Raw genomic sequence first — 18,130 nt, 5'->3', positions numbered from 1 at the left:
TCCTGGCGCTGCTTGATCGGGGTGCCCTCCGACGTGCGCAGCATGTCGGCGTGACTTCGCGCAGCGGATGCGGTTTTGGTGGCGCGGTCGCATGGCGCCCGAAAAGCGTCGTGTGCGGGCTTTGAGCAACTCGACCCGGTCGACATCGTTGAACGACATCAGGTTGCCGGTCGACGCGCCATGATCCATGCCGCGGGTAAGGGCCCCCCCGGTAATCCTGCGAACAGGCCAGGCTCGCGGGTGCGCAGGAATAAAGGGCCGGCAACAAGCCGTGCGCGCCGATGTTGCCTAAACCGGCAAACAGACTTAGCCGTCAAAAACAAGAGCGCGGGAAAACGTGCGTGTATGAAGGAGGGGTACATGTTGGTTGAGCAACTGACGACCGCCGATTGGGCACCGAAGGATCGTCTGCCTTACTGGAATAACCTTCGCTCGCGCATGGTCGGTTCGTTTCGCGTCAAGCAACTCGACGACGGTTTCAGCGCGTTGATGCGGCGAGTGAGCTTTCCCCAATGTCAGATCGTCTCGGTGCTATCGAGCCCGGCGCAGGTAATCGGGCAGGGCGATTATTCGTCCACCATGCTTAACCTTCAGATCCAGCAAAGCGGCCGCAGCCTGAACCGGGTCGGCGGACGGATCTGCGATCTCGATGAGGGCGATTTCCTTCTCTACGATCCGAGCGACGAAACCCATCACGAATATGATCGGCAGGTCGAATTCCTGTTCGTCCGGCTGCCGCTGTCCAAGGTCGAGCAACGATTACCGCATCTCCGCCAGGCGGTCGGTCTCAAGAAGAGCGGCAAGGGCGGGCCGGCGGCGCTTTTCTCCCATTTCCTGCGATCCGCCTGGCGCGAATTCAACGATGGCGATCAGGGTGCCTGGGTTCACGCGGTCGATGATGTGATATGGTCAATGCTCGATCTTGCTTATGCCTCGGAACGCCCGGAAGCCGGCGGTCGACAGGGTGAGAGCCGCCGCCGCGCTTTGTTCCAAGTCATCGCTGATAATCTATGCGATCCGGATCTGAGCGTGCATCACATCGCCAAGGCACTGGGGGTCAGCGTGCGCTATGTGCAGATGATGTTTGCGCAGATGGCGACGACCCCGTCGGCGTATATCCAGAATCAGCGCCTCGATCTGGCGGGCGCGCGGCTGCTGCGGGAGGGGGCACGCTGTTCGATTACGGGCGTCGCCTTCGATGTCGGCTTCAACGATCTAAGCTCCTTCTGCCGCGCTTTCCGTCGTCGTTTCAACGTTTCGCCACGTGAATATCGCGCCGGCGTCCAGGGCGATGCGCGCAAGCTTCGCCGCGAGCATTAAGCGTCGCGTTTTTAGGTAGAACATCTCAGCTATAACGCGTCGCTCCCGCAAAGGCGGGAACCCATAGTCTCAAAGGTTCGGAGTTTATGGATCCCCGTCTGCGCGGGGATGACGGCCGATCGTATGTGCGCGATCGGCCCCTTCGTGCCATGCCCGCACGTGCTTCGTTTCGAGAATGAAGTGCTTCGCAATTCGCCAAGCTGCCGGCCCTCGCGTCGCTATATTTGCATCAGATACAGTCGGATGAATTAAAATCGATTATAATCTAATATATAATTCTATGTTCGAACTAAAAATGCGAAAATATATATAATAAGGAGGGGAAGTATGATCCGTTCGACAGGCAAAGTGCGACGGCATTTACTCGAGCATAGTGCGTTGGTTACCCTGCTCATGATCGCCCCGACGGCCTCGCTCGCGCAAAACGCGCCGGTGCCGAGCGGTGGGGGCGATCAGCCGGCTGCGGCGGCCAGCGACACCGGGGAAATCGTCGTTACCGCGCGTGGCCGCACGCAATTGCTGCAGGATGTCCCCGTTTCGGTCTCGGTCGTGTCGGGCGCAGCGCTGCAATCGCAGGGCATCCGTACCCTGGCGGACGTCACCACCCACTTCTCCAACGTCAAGATCACCTACGGCACCGCCGTCGATCAGATCTATATTCGCGGCATCGGTTCGGGCCAGGATCCGGGCTTCGAGCAATCGGTCGCAACCTTCGTCGACGGCGTCTATCGCAGCCGCTCGCGCGCGGTGCGCGCCGCCTTGTTCGATCTCGACCGGGTCGAGGTGTTGAAAGGGCCGCAGACGACCTTCTTCGGCGCGAACGCGATTGCGGGCGCGCTCAACATCGCCACGCGCAAGCCGGGCAAGGATTTCGACTATAACGCCTCAGCTCTCTACGGCTTCTCCGACGGCGAATATAATGTCGAGGGCGGCATCACCGTGCCGCTGTCCGATACTTTGAGCGTCCGGGCTGCCGCGCGCGTCTCGGGCATGGAAGGCTATATCGATATCGATCCGCACGCGAAGGGGCCGAACGATCATAGCGTGCAGGGGCGCGCTTCGGCGCGGTGGGAGCCGGATTCCAATTTCCGGTCCGACGTCCGCTTCGATATTGGTCGATCGCGCGTCCAGAACGCCTTCCCGGCGCAGGTGCTCAACTGCCAGCCGGGCGCACCGTTCGCGCAGTCGGCGACCACCACCTGCGGCCGCTTCATCGCCTACGAAGGCGGCCAGATCGAGGATGTGCTGGACTCGCACGCTTATACGCCGCGCACCTTCGCCAATTACGATTTTCACGAAGCGGCCTGGACCAATGCGCTTAATGTTGGGCCCGGCACGATCAAGTCGATCTCGGGCTATTTCTGGCATGATTATTATGCGCGCTCGATGAATATCCCGGTGCCGATCACCGGATCGATCAACAGCTATGACGGCGCGCCGGCCGAGATCACCGAGCGCTATCATGAGATCAGCGAGGAGTTGCGGTTCGAATCGAGGAGCGGCGGTTTCTTCGAATATATGTTCGGCGGCTACATGGCCGGTGACAAATTGCTCGGCACCAGCGAGGCGGGCTTCTTCAACGCCGCGGCGGCCGCGAGCGCGCCCGCCTCTTTGGGGCTGCCGCCCGATCCTCCGCTCAGCGCGTTCGGTACGCTGCGCCAGAAGACGCGGACCCTGTCGGGTTTCGCCTCGATCACGATCCGACCGTTCGATGGACTGCGGCTCAATGCCGGCGGGCGCTATTCCTCGGTGCGCAAGACCGCGTTCCACTCCAATATCTGGGGCACGTCGATCAACGGCAATCGCGACACGTTCGTCGCTTACGCAAATCCCGCAATCCAGACCTATTTCTCGACCATTCGCGTGAACGATCCGGGCACATTCAAGAATCCGAAGCGCACCTTCTCGGACTTCATGCCGTCGGCGGGTGTGCAATATGATGTGACCCACGGGGTCATGACCTATTTCACGTACTCGGAAGGCTTCAAGGCGGGCGGCTATGGCCTGTTCAACGCGCGTGAGGTCAATCAATACGATTCCGAATATGTGAAATCCTATGAGGCCGGCGTAAAGATCACCGGCTGGGATCATCGCCTGACGCTGAACGTCGCCGCCTTCCGCAACAATTACAGCAATCTGCAGGAGGGCGTGATCCTGCCGATCGTCAATGGCGGCTTCGCCTCTGCGATCAAGAACGTGGCGGCGGCGCGATCGAGTGGCATCGAGGCGCAGACCAATGTGCGGCTGACCGATTATTTCAGCTTCGGCGCCGACGTTGCCTATCTGGACGCCCATTATATCGATTATAAGGGCGCGTCGTGCACCGCTGCGCAATCGTTGGCGACGCCGGTTGGCTGCACGCAGGACATGTCGGGCAAGCGCCGCCCGTTCGCGCCCAAGTATAGCGGCAGCGTCCACGCGACGATCACGGTGCCTGTGGGACGTAACGAGATCCGGCTCGATCCGTCGGTCAATTTCAGCTCGCGTTTCTTCCAGAATGCGACCGCCGATCCGCTGATCAGCCAGAGCGGCTTTGCCAAGTTCGATCTGCGCGCGACCTATGCGATCCCGGCTTACCATGCTGAACTGGCGGTCATTGCCACCAACCTGACCGACAAGATCACGGCGGGCATTCGCCAGCCGCTCTTCGCCTCGGCGGGCAGCGTACTGGCCTTGCCCGAACGCGGCCGCGCGGTCGGGGTGCAGATCACCGTCCATCGCTGATGGTTCGAGCGGCCGGGCCGTACGCGGGCCGGCCGCCCTTTTGAGGCAGGAGCAGACGTGATCGAAGCCATCCCCCGATCCGATCAGATCGACCAATTGGCGCGGACGGTCGCTTATCTGTCCGCGCGTCTCGAAATCGCGGATTGCCTCAACTGTTATTGCCGCGGGCTCGATCGGCTCGACGCGGATTTGCTGCGGTCCTGCTTCCATCCCGATGCGATCGACCATCATGGCGATTTCCGCGGCGGGGTCGATCTTTTCGTACCGTGGGCGATCGAGATCGAGGGGCGCTATGCGCGCACTCACCACAATATCACGACGCAGAATTGCGAGATCGACGGTGATGTTGCGCACGTCGAATCCTACGTGACCTGGTTCGTCGTCGAGGGCGAGCGCCGGATCCTCGCGGGCGGGGGACGCTATGCCGATCGGTTCGAGGCACGCGGCGGCGCCTGGCGGATCGCCGCGCGTCAGTTGATCCTCGATTGGCGCCTGCAGGGTGAGGGCGACATGGCGGTCGGCACGCAGGGCTATCCGGCTGGTGCGCGCGACGGCAGCGATCCCTCTTACGCGCGTCCTTTCATCCTGCCCGACATCGGGGATCGGTCATGATCAAAGCGATCTGGTTTGTTTCGCGGCCCGCGGATCTCGATCCTTACGCCTTCAGCCAGCATTGGTTCGAACGGCACGGCCCTTACTGCCTGACCGCGCCGGGGATGCGGCGCTATATGCAGCACCACACGCACGCGGCGGCAGCGGCGGTGGGCGCGCCGGTCACGCATGACGGCTGCTCGACCGTCGAGTTCGACAGCGTCGAGGCTTTCTATTCGGCCGAAACCTCGCCGCCCTGGCAGCGACTGAGCCTCGACGCCAATCAGGGCGTGTTCGGCGGCCGGCCGTTGTTCGCGCGCCCGCTCCAATTCGCGATCGGCGCCGAACAGGTGATCGTCGACGGGCTAACCAGACCGTCGATGATCAAGGCTATCTTGCTGCTCGGTAGACCGGGCGGCACGGGCTGGGCGGGCAGGGCCGCACTTGCCTCCAGCCTGCCCAGCCTGCGTCGTTACACGCAGATCCACCGCGTCGAAACCGGCGATGCGCGCATCACACATGACGGCTGGGAGGAATATTGGTTCGACGATCTGCCGGACATTCTCGGCATCGCCGAAGCGCCCGACTGGCGCGAACTGGTCGGCACGTCGCAAGGCTTCGTACTCGCGCGCGAGCGCCCGATGTTGCGGGGCGGGGCATGACGCAGGCCGGCGCGCTGTTTCAGCCATTCCCCTTGTTCGGCACCACGCTCGGCAATCGCATGGCGATGGCGCCGATGACGCGCGGGCGCATCCCGCCATCGGGCGCGCCCGACGCGCTGACGGTCGATTATTATACGCAGCGCGCATCGGCAGGTTTGATCATCTGCGAGGGGACATGCCCGTTGCCCGGCGGCGAATGCTCGATCGGCGTGCCGGCGATCTACGGCGACGCCCATGTCGCCGGCTGGGCTGCGGTGACCCGATCGGTACATGAAGCGGGCGGGCATATCGCACTGCAGCTCTGGCATGCCGGCCGGGTCTCCAGCACGGATTGGCAGCCCGATGGCGGCTCACCGCTGGGGCCTTCGGCGATCCGCGCGGCGGGCGCGCGCATCCGCGATCGGACGGGGCTGGCACGCGAGCCCGACATGCCGCGCGAGGCGACACGGGGCGAAATTCAGCGCTTGATCGACGGCTTCGCGCAGGCCGCGCGCAACGCCGTCACGGCCGGGTTCGATGGCGTCGAACTGCATGGCGCCAACGGCTATCTGCTCCACCAATTCCTTTCGGACGACGCCAACCAGCGCAGCGATACCTATGGCGGTGCGCCGGCCAACCGCATCCGCTTCGCGATAGAGGTGGCGGAGGCGGTGACTGCCGCGATCGGTGCCGCGCGCGTCGGCATCCGCATCTCGCCGCTGTCGGGCTATCAGGCGGCGAAGGTGAGTGATCCCGATCGGCTCTATCTCTTGTTGATGGACGAACTGAGCCGCATCGGGCTGGCCTATGTCCATTGCGTCGAGGGCGAGCCTGGTGGCGCGCGCGTGACCGATCCGGGCGATATCAGCGGGTTCGATTTCGTGGGGCTGCGCCGCGCATTCGATGGCGCGTGGATCGCGAACAATTTCTACGATCGGGAGCGGGCCGAACGGGCGGTAGCACGGGGTGACACCGATATGGTTTCTTTCGGGCGTCCCTTCATCGCCAATCCCGATCTGGTGGCGCGCTTTCGATCGGGCAAGCCACTCGCCGCGATCAATCCGGACACGCTCTATGCGGCCGGCGGGCTCGGTTACACCGATTATCCCGTGCTGGACGATGCCGATGCGTGAGGTCCCCTCAGCCGGGCCAGAAGGGCGGCCATTCGGAGATACTGCTCAGCGCCTGGCTGCGGTCGGTCGCATCGAACGCTGCCAGGATGCGGGCGAAGCGCGCTTCGACCACAGCGCGGGCGGTCGGATGGGTGAAGATATAGAGTTCGTCCTGCTCGATCCCCTCGATCGCGCGTGCGGCGACGATCTCGGGGGGCAGACCAGCCTGCATCGCCTTACTGGCGATCTTCGACCGCTCATTCTCCTCGCGCGCGCCGCCGGCGTCGAAGCGACCCGGGCGGACGCGCTCGCTCTGGTCGATCTGTGTCTTCACGAAGTGCGGGCACAGGATCGAAAGGCCGATATCCCCGCCGCGCAACTGCGCCGCCCAGCCCTCGCTCATCGCCACGATCGCATATTTGGTGGCGGCATAGGGCTCGGCGAACGGCCCGGCGACGAAGCCGCCGACCGACGCGGTGTTGAGGACATGGCCGCCTTCGCCATGCGCACGGATCAGCGGCAGGAAGGTCTCGACGCCGTGGATCACGCCCTTGAGGTTGACGTCGAAAATCCAGTCCCAATCCTTCGGGCGGATCGTGCCGAGCGCGCCGCTCACCGCAACGCCGGCATTGTTGCAGATGACATGCGCCCGGCCGAACGCCGCGACGGTGGTCTGCGCCAGCGCCTCCACCGAAGCCCGATCGGATACGTCGCACGCAGCGCCGATTGCCTGCCCGCCGTCGCGAACGATAGCGGCGGCGGCGACACCCGCGGCATCTCCGTCGATATCGGCTACCACCACGCGCGCGCCGCGGGCGGCGAAAGCCTGCGCCAGGCCCAGCCCGATGCCGCTGGCACCGCCGGTGATGACCACCCCTTTGCCGCTAAAATCCTTCATGGTTCAGCCTCTCGTTCGAATTGTGAAGTTTAGATAAATAAAATATTCCGATAATCAAACACAAATTTGAAAGTATTTGGGAAATATACATGATCGGTTTTGGTTTTGCAGGTAATAGAAAAATCAGGATGATCGATGTCGTCGATCCGACACCAGATGATCATGAAGTAATAATCGAAATGAAGGCGTCAGGGATTTGCGGCAGCGATCTGCATGTCTATCGCGGCAGCGGCGATGCGGCGGCGATGGGGACCGGGCTGAGTTCGAGCGCGCCGATCATCGCCGGGCATGAGCCCGCCGGGATCGTCCGCGAACTCGGCAAGGGCGTGCGCAACGGCAGCTTCCCGGTCGGGTCGCGCGTGATGGTGCACCATTATTGGGGCTGCACCACCTGCGATCAGTGCCGCACCGGCTGGACCCAAATGTGCGAGACCAAGCGCGCTGACGTTTACGGGGTCAGCCAGCATGGCGGCCACGCGCCTTACCTCAAGGTGCCGGCGGCGACTTTGGTCCATCTGCCCGATGAGTTGAGTTTTGCGGGCGGGGCGGCGGTGTCGTGCGGTACCGGCACCGCGTTCGGCGCGCTCAAGCGGCTGAACCTGTCGGGCGATCAGTCGATCGCGATCTTCGGGCAAGGCCCGGTCGGGCTCGCCGCGACCCAGTTGGCGACCGCGATGGGCGCCAAGGTGATCGCGGTCGACGTCAACGATGCGCGCCTTGCCAAGGCGCGCGAACTGGGCGCGGCCGAAATCGTCAATCCGATGCGCGACGATCCGATCGAGATGATCCGCCAATATACCGGCGGCCGCGGCACCACCTGCGCGCTCGAGGCGGCGGGATCGCCGCAGGCGCGCATCCAGGCGATCCGCGCGGTCAAATTGTGGGGAACGGTGGCGATGGTCGGCGCGGGCGGCGACGTCACGATTGATGTCGGCCGCGATCTGATGCTGCGGCAGGTGTCGATGTTCGGCTCATGGACCTTCTCGCTCGTCGGCCAGCTCGATTGCGCACGGTTCGCCGCTGATCGCGGGATCGATCTCGACGCGATCTTCACCGACTACTGGACACTGGATCAGGCCGAGGAAGCCTATGCCAGGGTCGATGCCCAGGCGGCGGGCAAAGCGGTATTCCTGATCAATTGATCGCCCGGGATAGCGCCATGACCCTCGACGACGCCAAAACGCGATTACGCGACCGTTCGATTACCGCGACGCATATCGGCGCGCTCGCACTGTGCATCCTGATCGCGGCGATCGACGGCTTCGATCTGCTAACGATGGCGTTGGTCGCGCCTGACATCTCGAAGGAGCTTGCGCTGGGCCCGGTCGCGCTCGGCAGCCTGTTCAGTTGGGGGCTTGGTGGGGCCTTTTTCGGGACTTTGCTGCTGTCGCCGCTCGCCGACATCTATGGGCGGCGCTTCAACATCATCCTGTCGATCCTGATCCTGGCGGCGGGCATGCTGATCGGGGGTTTCTCCTCGTCGCTCGCCCCGCTCGCGTTCGGCCGCTTCATCACCGGTGCCGGGTTCGGGGCGATGCTGAGTTCGATCTCGACACTAGTGGTCGAATATGCGCCGGCCAAGGCACGCGAGACCGCGCTCGGCTGCGTCGTCGTCGGTGGACCGATCGGCGGCTTCCTCGGCAGCCTGGCGACGATTCCGATCAGCGCGCATTTCGGGTGGCGGGGGGTCTTCTTCTTCGGTGCGATCATCAGCCTGCTGGCGGTGCCGCTGGCATTGGCGGCGCTGCCGGAATCGCTCGAATTCCTGTTCCGCAAACGATCGCACCGGCTCGGCGCGATCAACCGCGAACTCGCGCGGTTCGGCATTCCGCCGATCGACCGGCCGGTCGCGCCGCCTGCGAAGGCCGGCGTCGGCTCGGGCCTGTTGGCAGGAAGGGTACGGCGCGCGATCTGCGTGATGGGCGCGGTCTTCTGCTTCTTCCACATTGCCTTCTACTTCATCAGCAATTGGGCGACGAAGATCGCGAGCGAACTGGGTCTCTCGACCGTCGCCGCGATCAACGTCTCGACCGCCTTGAGCCTCGGCAGCGGCGTCGGGGCAGTGTGTGCGGGCATTCCGGTGCGCTTGTGGGGGCGGCGCCGGGGCGTGGTCGTCGCGCTCGTCGGGTTCGCTGTCATGCTCTCTGCTTACGGGCTGGTCCCGCCCGGGCCTTATTCGCTGTTCCTCTGCGCGTTCCTGATCGGGCTGTGCATGTATGCGTCTAGCGTCATCCTCTATTCGATCATGCTCACCGGCCTGCCCGCTGAGGTGCGTGCCACCGCGACCGGGCTGACGCTCGCGATCGGGCGGATCGGGGCGGTGATCGGGCCCTATCTCGGCGGCGTGCTGCTGGCGAGCGGGGCGGGGAAGCCCGCGACCTGTATCATTCTGGCGCTGCCGATCTTGGTGGCGATCGCGCTCATCGCTCTGTTTGCCCGTGATGCCGAACCCGCATGAGTCCGCTCGCATGCGATCTGCTCGTGATCGGATCGGGCGCGGCCGGATTGACCGCCGCGGTGACGGCGGCGCGATCGGGGCTGACCGTCATCGTCCTCGAAAAAGAGGCAGTGTTCGGCGGTGCCAGCGCGCGATCGGGTGGCGGTCTCTGGATTCCCGGCAGCCCGCAGGCGGTCGCGGCGGGTATCACCGAGCGGTGCGAGGATTTGCTTACTTACTTTCGCACCCATGCCGGGCCGCTCTACGATCCGGCCCGGGTCACCGCCTTCCTCGATCATGGTCCCGAGATGGTGGCCTTCATCGAGCAGGCGACGCCGGTACGCTTCACCTTGCTGCCTGACATGACCGATTATCATCCGCATTATCCCGGCGGCTCGGCCGGCGGACGATCGATCGCGGCAATGGCGCTGAACGCGCGCATGCTCGGGCGTGACCGGACACGTCTGCGCCGTCCGCTTGCCGCCTCGATGTTCCTCTCGATGCAGATCGGCATTCCCGATGGCGGCCACTTCATGGCGGCCGGGCGGCGGCTCGGGTCATTCCTTTATGTCGCGCGATCGATGGTGCGGCTTGGCTTCGACCTCGTCACACGCGGGCGGACGATGCGGCTGGCCGGCGGCAATGCGCTGATCGGCGGCCTGGCGGCAGCGGCGATCGACAGCGGGGTGCGCATCCTGACCGACGCACCGGCGCAGCGGCTGATCCTGCGCGACGGCACCGTCACCGGCGCGGTCGCCACGATCGACGGGAAGGATAATGAGATCGCCGCCACGCGTGGCGTCTTGCTGGCGACCGGCGGATTCCCCCATGACGCCGGTCGTCGAGCCGCATTGGTCCCGCACATCGCCGCGCAAAGCGAAGCTTGGGCGATGTTGCCCTACGGCAATAGCGGCGACGGGCTGCGCATGGGCGAGGCGATCGGCGCCGCGGTCGAGGATCGCATGGCGCTGTCGATCGGCATGGCGCCGCTCTCACGGATCGACACGCGCGAGGGTTCGATGGAGATGGTGCCGGTGTTCGGCACGCGCGGTGGCCCCGGCGTCATCGCGGTCCGGCGCGACGGACGACGCTTCGCCGACGAGGCGTCATCCTATCATGATTTCGGCAAGGCGTTGCTCGATGGCGATCCGGTCGCGTGGCTGATCGCCAACCATCGCGCACTGCGCCGCTACGGCCTCGGCGCGGTACGGCCATTCCCGCTGCCGATCGGTCGGCACCTGCGATCGGGTTATCTCAAGAGAGCTGCGACCATCGGTGCGCTGGCCGACGCGATCGGGGTCGATCGTGCCGCGCTCGAACGGACGGTCGAGGCCCATGATCGCCATGCCGCCACTGGCGACGATCCCGAATTCGACAAGGGAGGCAACGCCTATGATCTCGGCCGCGGCGATCCCGATCATCGACCCAATCCGTGCGTCGGCCCGCTCGGCGCCGGCCCTTATTATGCGGTCCGCATCGTCGCCGGCGCGATCGCCACCTTCGCAGGGCTGCGCACCGACGAACATGCGCGCGTGATCGACACCGATGGCCACGCCATTCCCGGCCTCTACGCGGCGGGCAACGATCTCTCCTCGATCACGGGCGGGGATTATATCGGCGGCGGCTGCACGCTCGGGCCGGGCATGACCTTCGGCTACATCGCCGCGCGCCACGCCGCTTCAGACCATATCGGGAGGATGTGACCATGATCGCCGAGGCAGAACTGCCCTATTTCGATCCGACGATCGTCTCGTTGGACGAATTGGAGCGGATGCGGGGTCTCAATTGGGTCGCGCGCAGCCCGCGCGGGTTCGAGGTGCTGCGCTACCGGCAGGGTCTCGAAGTGCTCGAACATCCTGCCTTCGAGAAAGGCGCCTCCTTCCGCCGCCGGCTCGACGATATCGGGATCGTCTCGGGCGATGTGCGCGAACGCTGGGAGCGGATGCTGGTGTCAAACGAGGGTGAGGCGCGCTCGCGCCTGCGCATCCCGCTGACGACGATCTTCAAGCCCGCGCAGATGGCCAAGCTGCAAAAGCATGTCCGCGCGATCATCGAGACGGTGCTCGACGAGATTCCCGATCCCGCGAACGTCGATTTCATGCGCGATATCGCGTGGAAGATCCCGCCGCGCATCTATTGTCACCTCGTCTCGGCGCCGGTCGAGCAGGCGCCCCTCGTGGCACGCCTGTCCGACAGCACGCTCTCGCCTCTGCTGACGGTCGATCGCGCGCGGGTGCAGGAGACGATCGACGCTTTCTATGAATCCCTAGCCTTCGTCGAAGAGCATATCGAGGCGCGGCGGAGCGATCTGGGCGACGATTTCACCTCGGTCATGATCCGCCAGCAGATGGAAGGGCTGCTGACGCAGGAAGAGTTGATCTACGAGGCGGTCAGCATCCTCCAGGCGAGCATCGACAATACGGTCCACCAACTCGGCCTGACCTTCGGCACCTTGCTCGAAGAGCCTGCGCGCTGGGAGGCGCTCGTCGCGCAACCCGCCTTGCTGCCGACCGCGGTTGAGGAGACGATCCGGCTGCGGCCCCGCTTCGGCACGATCTTCCGCTATGTGCCGAACGAAGCGGCTTATGACGACATCGTCCTGCCCGCCGAGAGCTGGATCTTCGTCTCGATCCGCTCGGTCAATCGCGACGAACTGGTGTTCGACGATCCCAACGCGTTCCAGATCCAGCGTAGGCCATCGAAGGCGCTGATGTTCGGCGGCGGACCTTACAATTGCCTCGGCCAGACATTGGCGCGGCTGGAGATCCACGAGACGATCCGGGCGATCCTCGCGCGCTTCCCCACCATGAAGATCGCGGGCGACTGGTCGTCGCGCGACGCCAATGCGGTGTCGGAGACCGAACATCTCCACGTCTCGCTGATCTGACAGGCGGAGGACAAGATGCGGATATTGGTGACGGGTGCGGGTGGTTTCGTCGGATCGGCCCTGCTCGGCCGGCTGGTCGAGCGAGCGGCGGAGGGGGACACGATCGTCGCGGCGGATATCGGTTTCGGCGCACAGCTCGATCATCCCGCAATCGACTATCGCGAGGGCCCGCTGACGGTGGCGACGGTCGAACGCCTGTTCGATGCGCCCTACGACACGATCTTCCACCTCGCGACGGTGGCCGGGGTCGGCTCGAAAAGCTTCGATCTGGGCAAGGCGACCAATTTCGACGTGATGGTGGCGATGCTCGAGGCCGCGCGCCGATCGGGCAATGCGCCGCGCTTCATCTATTCGAGCTCGGTCGGCGTGTTCGGTCCGCCGCTGCCGCCGATCGTTGCGGACGATACGCTGCCGGTGCCCAACAACAGCTACGGCACGCACAAATTGGTCGGCGAGCTGTTGCTCACCGATTATACACGCGCCGGCTTCGTCGATGGCCTCGCGCTGCGCTTCCCGGGGGTGATCGCGCGGCCGGAGGGATCGGCGACGATGCTGTCGGCCTTCTTCAGTGACGTCTTCTACGCCGCACGCGACGGCCGCGCCTTCACCCTGCCGATGGCGCCCGAAGATATGTGCTGGCTGATGTCGCTCCGCCAGATCGTCTTCAACCTGCTCCATGCGCACGGCTTGCCGCGCGATAGTCTGCCGATGCGGCGCTACTGGACATTGCCCGCGCTGCCGGTGCCGATGCTGGAATTGGTGACGTGCCTAGGTGCAGTCTACGGACTGAACAATCTCGCAGGAATCCGCTTCGATCCCAATGAAGATGCGCGCCGCATGTTCGGCCAGCGCCCGCTCGAAGCGACAGGTGCCCTTGCGCTCGGTTTTCGCGGCGACGACGATGTCGCGTCGTTCGTGCGCAATGTGATCGCGGAAAATCGCGCGCTCGATCCCAATCATAAGGCAAAGGTGAGGTAATGCAGAATCTGTCAGGCAAAGTCGCGTTCGTCACGGGCGGCGCAAGCGGGATCGGTTTTGGGATCGTCGCCGCTTTCCTCGAAGAGGGGATGAAGGTCGCAATCGCCGATTATAACGACGCGCACCTCGCCGCCGCGCGCGCGGCGCTGCAGGGCTCCAACCGGGCCTGTTTCATCAAGGTCGACATGTCGGATCGCGCGCAGGTCCGCGAAGCGGCGCACGAGGCCGTGCGCGCGTTCGGCAAGATCCATGTGCTCTGCAACAATGCCGGCGTCGCCGGCGGCAGCAACCTCGACGATCCCGAGTTCGACGAATGGGATCGGGTGATCAACATCGATCTAGGCGGGGTCGTCAACGGGACCAAGATCATCGTGCCCCTGATCAAGGCGCATGGCGAGGGCGGCCATGTCGTCAACACCTCATCGATGGCTGGCGTCGTGCCGCTGCCCGATATGAATGCTTACTCCACCGCCAAATATGCGGTGCGCGGCCTCACCGAGGCACTACGGATGCAACTCGCCCCGCACGGCATCGGCGTGTCCTGCCTGTATCCGGGCGCGGTCCGCACCGCCTTGGTCGACATCCCCGATGATGACAGCGGCGCGCCCGACGGCCCCGAGGGTGATTTCCAGCGCAATTTCTGGGCCGCGATGCGCGAGGCGATGGAGCCGATCGAACTCGGCCGGCGCGTCGTGCAGTCGATCCGCGAGAACCGCCTCCACATCCTCACCCATCATGAATTTCTCGACGAGGTACGCGACCGCAATCGCATGATCGAAGAGTCGTTTTTCGAGGAGGAGGCCCCTTCGCCGGGGCGCGCCACGTTCGAGAATCTGCGGCGCGAGATGGTGAACGGCCTGTTTGCGATGCCGCCGAAGGATTGAGGAGGCGGACCCTAAAGTCTTTCCGTAATTGGGTGAATCGGGAGATTCCCAGGGGGCAGGGTATCGATTAAGCTGGCCACAGATGAGGAGGCCAGTCTGGACAACCCTTATCGCAAGATTTGTGGATACGGTACGGTGCCAGACGCTGGTCTTGGCGGCAAAGTCGGCGGTCACTTGCGCCCGCTGCTGGAAGCTGAGCGCGATTGGTTGATGGCGCGCATCGAGCGCGACAAGGACGCGATGGTGCATGCCTTGCTGGCGATGCTGAACGAGGAGCGAGGAAGGCGCGGTCGGTGATGGTTGAGCGTGACACCCGCTCCGCAGCGATCATCCGGGCGCTCAACTGGCCCAGGAACTCTTCCATGTTGCGCAGATCTTGTTGCCGTCAGGATCGCGCAGATAGGCGATGTAGGGCTGGCCATAGCTTGCCGGACGAATGCCTGGTGGGCCATCGTCCGTGCCGCCATTGGCCACGCCGGCGCGGTGGAACGCATCGACTTGCTCAGGGCTCGCGGCACGAAAGCCGATCGTGCCGCCGTTGGCGCATGTCGCCGGCTCGCCATTACGGGGCGCGCGAACGGCAAAGCCCTGCTCGCCGACGCGGTATGACAGGACCGGAGCATCCTGCGAAGCCGAGTTTGCGATACCGAGCGCGCCCATCGCCGCGTCGTAAAAGATGCGCGCTCGCTCCAGATCGTTGGTGCCGACGAAGACGTGGTTGAAGAGCATGGTTGGAGCCTCAGGCGGCCAATGCGGTGTTGGCCGCGGCGGTGCAACCCGCTTCGTCGAGCGCTATTCCCGCGACCGATGTGCGCTGCATGAGGCGGCGCTCGCCATGATAATCGTTCACCGCATAATGCAGCACCTGCAAATTGTCCCAGAAGGCGACCGTTCCGGGCCGCCACTTCAGCCGAACCTGATATTCGGGGCGCTCGCAACGCTGGAACAGATATTGCAGCAGGGGCGCACTTTCCTCGACCGTCCAGCCCTCGAAATGGGTGGTATAGCCGCGATTGACGAAGAGCGACTTGCGGCCGGTGAGCGGGTGGCGGATGACCGCGGGATGGGCGGCGCGCACGAACTTCGGGTTCGCGTTGGCATATTGCGGCAGCTGCGACATCGCGGTGATCACCCGGGTGTTGTCATGGACTGCCCGCATCGTCTCGAGCTGGGCCTGAAGGCCCGGGGACAGATCGTCATAGGCAGCGGCCAGCGTTGCGAAGGCCGTGTCTCCGCCCGCCGAAGGCAGCACTTTGGCCGCCAGGATCGATCCCCAGGACGGAACGGGGTTGAAGGTCTGGTCGGCATGCCAGCCGCCGCCGACATTCTTGAGTTGCTGCTCCTCCTTCTCGATCATCGTGATCTGGGACAGAGACATCGGGTTTTCGTTCGGCCCGCCGGTCAGCGAAAAACGATTGCTGAACGCGAGCTGGCGCTCGGGCGAAAGGTCCTGATCGCGAAAGAAGACGACGCCGTGCCGGGCAACCGTGTCGGTGATCTGCGCGATGACCCGATCGTCCAGATCGCTCGCAATATCGACGTTGCCGATCTCCGCCCCGATCAATCCGTTGATACGCGTCACGGTCATGTCGTTCGTGGACATGCCTTCTTCCTCGCTTTGCCTGCACGGACCTTGCAGCGAAGGACCGTAAGAAGGCCCTGCATCGTCTCGCCGACAGGCCGTCTTTCGCTGGAAATTAGACCGGAATATTTTTCGGTCTCTGTAAATGCCCCGTTTGAGTCCCTGGTGCAAGCCGATTCGCGGCGCACCGAGTTCAATAGTCTATAATGGTGGTTTTTAGGTGATGGCCGGATCGCCGCTTGCGACGGCGGCTATTGGCGAGGTGGGATGTTGAGCCCGCGTTGCACCGCCGGCCGGGCCAGTCCACGCTCCAGCCAGTCTGCCACGTTGTGATGGGTCGCAAACTCGACGAGATCACCGGCGGCGTAAAGCCCGATGAGGTTTCGGATCCACCCAAGCAGCGAGATGTCGACGATCGAGAAGGCCTCGCCGACAAACCACATGCGCCCCTCGAGCCTTTTGTCCATGACGCCGAGAAGACGCCGGGCTTCGGCGAGGTAGCGATCACGCGGGCGCTTGTCCTCCCACGTCTTGCCGGCGAAAACGTGGAAGAAACCCAATTGGCCGATCATCGGGCCGACGCCACCCATCTGGAACATCAGCCATTGCATCGCCTCCCAGCGCTCGACGGGGTCGGTGGGCATGAGCTGGCCGCTCTTCTCCGCCAGATACAGCAGGATGGCGCCCGATTCGAAGAGCGCGATCGACGCACCGCCGGGGCCGTTCGGATCGACGATCGCTGGAATCTTGCCGTTGGGGCTGATCGTCAGGAATTCTGCGCTCTTCTGCGCGTCGTCCGCAAACGAGACCAGATGGGCATCGTAAGGCAGCCCGATTTCCTCGAGCATGATCGACACCTTTACGCCGTTCGGGGTCGGTACCGAATAGAGCTGAATACGGTCGGCGTGCCTCGGGGGCCAGCGGCGAGCCACTTCGAGTTCAGAGAGATCGGACATGGCTACTCCTTCGCGTTCACGGCTGTTTGCCGTCAGCCCCGCGCTGCTGTGAAAAAGCGGCGTGCTTCTGCCAACAGATGGTCGATGACCGCACGGCGCGCCTCGAACGTGAAGCTTGCTGCATGCGGTGTCAGCACCACGTTATCGAGTGCGCGGAAACGCGGATCGAAATCGGGTTCACTCTCGAAAACGTCGAGCGCCGCTCCCCCCAAACGTCCCTGCTCCAGCGCGTCGAGCAATGCTGCTTCGTCGACCACCGATCCGCGCGCGATATTGACGAGTATGCCTTCGGGACCGAGCGCGGACAATATTTCGCCCGTGACGAGCTTACGGGGCGCTGCCGATGCCGCGCAGGCGAGCACGAGGATGTCGCTCGCCTGCGCAAGACCGGCGAGATCGTCGTGATAGGTATATTCGCTGTCCGGTCGCGGTGAACGGGAATGATAAGCGACGTCCATGCCCAGCGCCGCGCATTTTCCGGCGATCCGATTGCCGATCCGGCCCAGCCCGACGATTCCGACCCGCCGGTTGCTGACACGCCGCGTCGTCGCAAAGCGCGCGCCCGGCCATGCGCCGCGGCGGGCGAAGCGGTCGGCCGCGACGATCTGGCGTTGCGCCGCGTAGATCAGGCCCAGCGCGAAATCGGCGACGTCTTCGGTAAATTGATCGGCGGTGTAAGCGAGGGTGATGCCGCGCGCGGCGAGAGCCGGCTGATCGATCCGGTCGAGCCCGGCGCCCAGCGAAAGGACGAGCCCGAGGTTGGGCAGCGCGTCGATCACGCCAGGCGGGACTCCCAGGACGGCGCGCGTTGCGATCGCTCGGCAGTCGCGCGGTAGGTCGGCCACGCCGCGCGCTGCCGTTCCTTCGAGGGGATGATCTTGAAGCGTGAACTCGGCGGAGAGAGCGGCGCGGATATCGGCCGGTACGTCGCCGATCACCACAATCTCGTCGCGTTCCGTCACCATGCTTATGCTCCTCGCGCCGCCCGCTTGCATAACCTACATACTTAGGTCAATAGACCGGCCCACCGGTTGGCGGGCACCGTCGCGTGGCTGGCGGCAAGAGGAGCGAGAGGGTGGCAGAGTTGGTCGAGCCCGCGCGGGTCAGAGCTCCCCGCATT

At 64.2% G+C, this 18,130-nt stretch carries 17 protein-coding genes; 12 read left to right on the top strand and 5 right to left on the bottom strand.

Features of this window, described 5'->3' with window-relative positions:
- Window positions 1-78 precede the first annotated feature (78 nt).
- The 5 genes from AB4Z44_RS09510 to AB4Z44_RS09490 all read left to right on the top strand — a co-directional run bounded on the left by AB4Z44_RS09510 (window position 79) and on the right by AB4Z44_RS09490 (window position 6,409).
- Window positions 79-1,320 carry a helix-turn-helix domain-containing protein gene (locus AB4Z44_RS09510; protein WP_404713799.1) on the top strand — a complete coding sequence of 414 codons (1,242 nt, stop codon included), beginning with the start codon at window positions 79-81 and terminating at the stop codon, window positions 1,318-1,320.
- Between the two features lie 327 nt (window positions 1,321-1,647).
- The gene (locus AB4Z44_RS09505; RefSeq protein ID WP_404713798.1) at window positions 1,648-4,044 is read left to right on the top strand and encodes a TonB-dependent receptor; all 2,397 of its coding nucleotides are present in this window, start codon (window positions 1,648-1,650) and stop codon (window positions 4,042-4,044) included.
- Between the two features lie 57 nt (window positions 4,045-4,101).
- Window positions 4,102-4,656, top strand: coding sequence for a nuclear transport factor 2 family protein (locus AB4Z44_RS09500; RefSeq protein ID WP_404713797.1), 555 nt, complete (start codon window positions 4,102-4,104; stop codon window positions 4,654-4,656).
- A complete protein-coding gene (locus AB4Z44_RS09495; RefSeq protein ID WP_404713796.1) occupies window positions 4,653-5,297 on the top strand; it encodes an EthD family reductase in 645 nt (214 codons plus the stop codon). The genes AB4Z44_RS09500 and AB4Z44_RS09495 overlap by 4 nt, the downstream gene beginning before the upstream one ends.
- Window positions 5,294-6,409, top strand: a complete 1,116-nt coding sequence (locus AB4Z44_RS09490) for an alkene reductase (protein ID WP_404713795.1) — start codon at window positions 5,294-5,296, stop codon at window positions 6,407-6,409. The genes AB4Z44_RS09495 and AB4Z44_RS09490 overlap by 4 nt, the downstream gene beginning before the upstream one ends.
- A 7-nt stretch (window positions 6,410-6,416) precedes the next feature.
- Here AB4Z44_RS09490 and AB4Z44_RS09485 read toward each other — a convergent pair whose 3' ends face one another.
- Window positions 6,417-7,286: an SDR family NAD(P)-dependent oxidoreductase gene (locus AB4Z44_RS09485; protein WP_404713794.1), complete on the bottom strand. Its 870-nt coding sequence runs from the start codon at window positions 7,284-7,286 to the stop codon at window positions 6,417-6,419.
- Window positions 7,287-7,465: 179 nt separating this feature from the next.
- On the opposite strand from AB4Z44_RS09485, the gene AB4Z44_RS09480 reads away from it, so the two are divergent.
- The 7 genes from AB4Z44_RS09480 (at window position 7,466) to AB4Z44_RS09450 (ending at window position 14,769) form a co-directional block, all read left to right on the top strand.
- A complete protein-coding gene (locus tag AB4Z44_RS09480; protein ID WP_404713793.1) occupies window positions 7,466-8,428 on the top strand; it encodes a zinc-binding dehydrogenase in 963 nt (320 codons plus the stop codon).
- Between the two features lie 17 nt (window positions 8,429-8,445).
- Entirely contained in the window at window positions 8,446-9,744 is a 1,299-nt protein-coding gene (locus AB4Z44_RS09475; protein ID WP_404713792.1) for an MFS transporter, read from the top strand.
- Complete coding sequence (locus AB4Z44_RS09470) at window positions 9,741-11,426, top strand: FAD-dependent oxidoreductase (protein ID WP_404713791.1); 1,686 nt, start codon at window positions 9,741-9,743, stop codon at window positions 11,424-11,426. The genes AB4Z44_RS09475 and AB4Z44_RS09470 overlap by 4 nt, the downstream gene beginning before the upstream one ends.
- Before the next feature lie 2 nt (window positions 11,427-11,428).
- On the top strand, window positions 11,429-12,610 hold the full coding sequence (locus AB4Z44_RS09465) for a cytochrome P450 (RefSeq protein ID WP_404713790.1): 1,182 nt from the start codon (window positions 11,429-11,431) through the stop codon (window positions 12,608-12,610).
- A gap of 15 nt (window positions 12,611-12,625) precedes the next feature.
- On the top strand, window positions 12,626-13,588 hold the full coding sequence (locus tag AB4Z44_RS09460) for an NAD-dependent epimerase/dehydratase family protein (protein WP_404713789.1): 963 nt from the start codon (window positions 12,626-12,628) through the stop codon (window positions 13,586-13,588).
- Window positions 13,588-14,472, top strand: coding sequence for an SDR family oxidoreductase (locus AB4Z44_RS09455; protein WP_404713788.1), 885 nt, complete (start codon window positions 13,588-13,590; stop codon window positions 14,470-14,472). The genes AB4Z44_RS09460 and AB4Z44_RS09455 overlap by 1 nt, the downstream gene beginning before the upstream one ends.
- 135 nt (window positions 14,473-14,607) lie before the next feature.
- Window positions 14,608-14,769 carry a hypothetical protein gene (locus AB4Z44_RS09450; protein ID WP_404713787.1) on the top strand — a complete coding sequence of 54 codons (162 nt, stop codon included), beginning with the start codon at window positions 14,608-14,610 and terminating at the stop codon, window positions 14,767-14,769.
- 42 nt (window positions 14,770-14,811) lie between these two features.
- On the opposite strand, the gene AB4Z44_RS09445 is transcribed toward AB4Z44_RS09450, so the two are convergent.
- The 4 genes from AB4Z44_RS09445 to AB4Z44_RS09430 all read right to left on the bottom strand — a co-directional run bounded on the left by AB4Z44_RS09445 (window position 14,812) and on the right by AB4Z44_RS09430 (window position 17,975).
- The gene (locus AB4Z44_RS09445) at window positions 14,812-15,201 is read right to left on the bottom strand and encodes a VOC family protein (protein WP_404713786.1); all 390 of its coding nucleotides are present in this window, start codon (window positions 15,199-15,201) and stop codon (window positions 14,812-14,814) included.
- A 10-nt stretch (window positions 15,202-15,211) separates the two neighbouring features.
- On the bottom strand, window positions 15,212-16,075 hold the full coding sequence (locus tag AB4Z44_RS09440; protein ID WP_404713785.1) for a TauD/TfdA dioxygenase family protein: 864 nt from the start codon (window positions 16,073-16,075) through the stop codon (window positions 15,212-15,214).
- 230 nt (window positions 16,076-16,305) lie between these two features.
- Complete coding sequence (locus AB4Z44_RS09435; RefSeq protein ID WP_404713784.1) at window positions 16,306-17,010, bottom strand: glutathione S-transferase family protein; 705 nt, start codon at window positions 17,008-17,010, stop codon at window positions 16,306-16,308.
- Between the two features lie 32 nt (window positions 17,011-17,042).
- Entirely contained in the window at window positions 17,043-17,975 is a 933-nt protein-coding gene (locus AB4Z44_RS09430; protein WP_404713783.1) for a 2-hydroxyacid dehydrogenase, read from the bottom strand.
- Between the last annotated feature and the right edge of the window lie 155 nt (window positions 17,976-18,130).

Origin of the sequence: Sphingomonas sp. MMS24-J13, from assembly GCF_044905095.1 — a bacterium.
Taxonomy (GTDB): Bacteria; Pseudomonadota; Alphaproteobacteria; order Sphingomonadales; family Sphingomonadaceae; genus Sphingomonas_I.
Note: the sequence above shows the minus strand (reverse complement) of the source record. Positions and strands in the feature narration are given on the sequence as shown.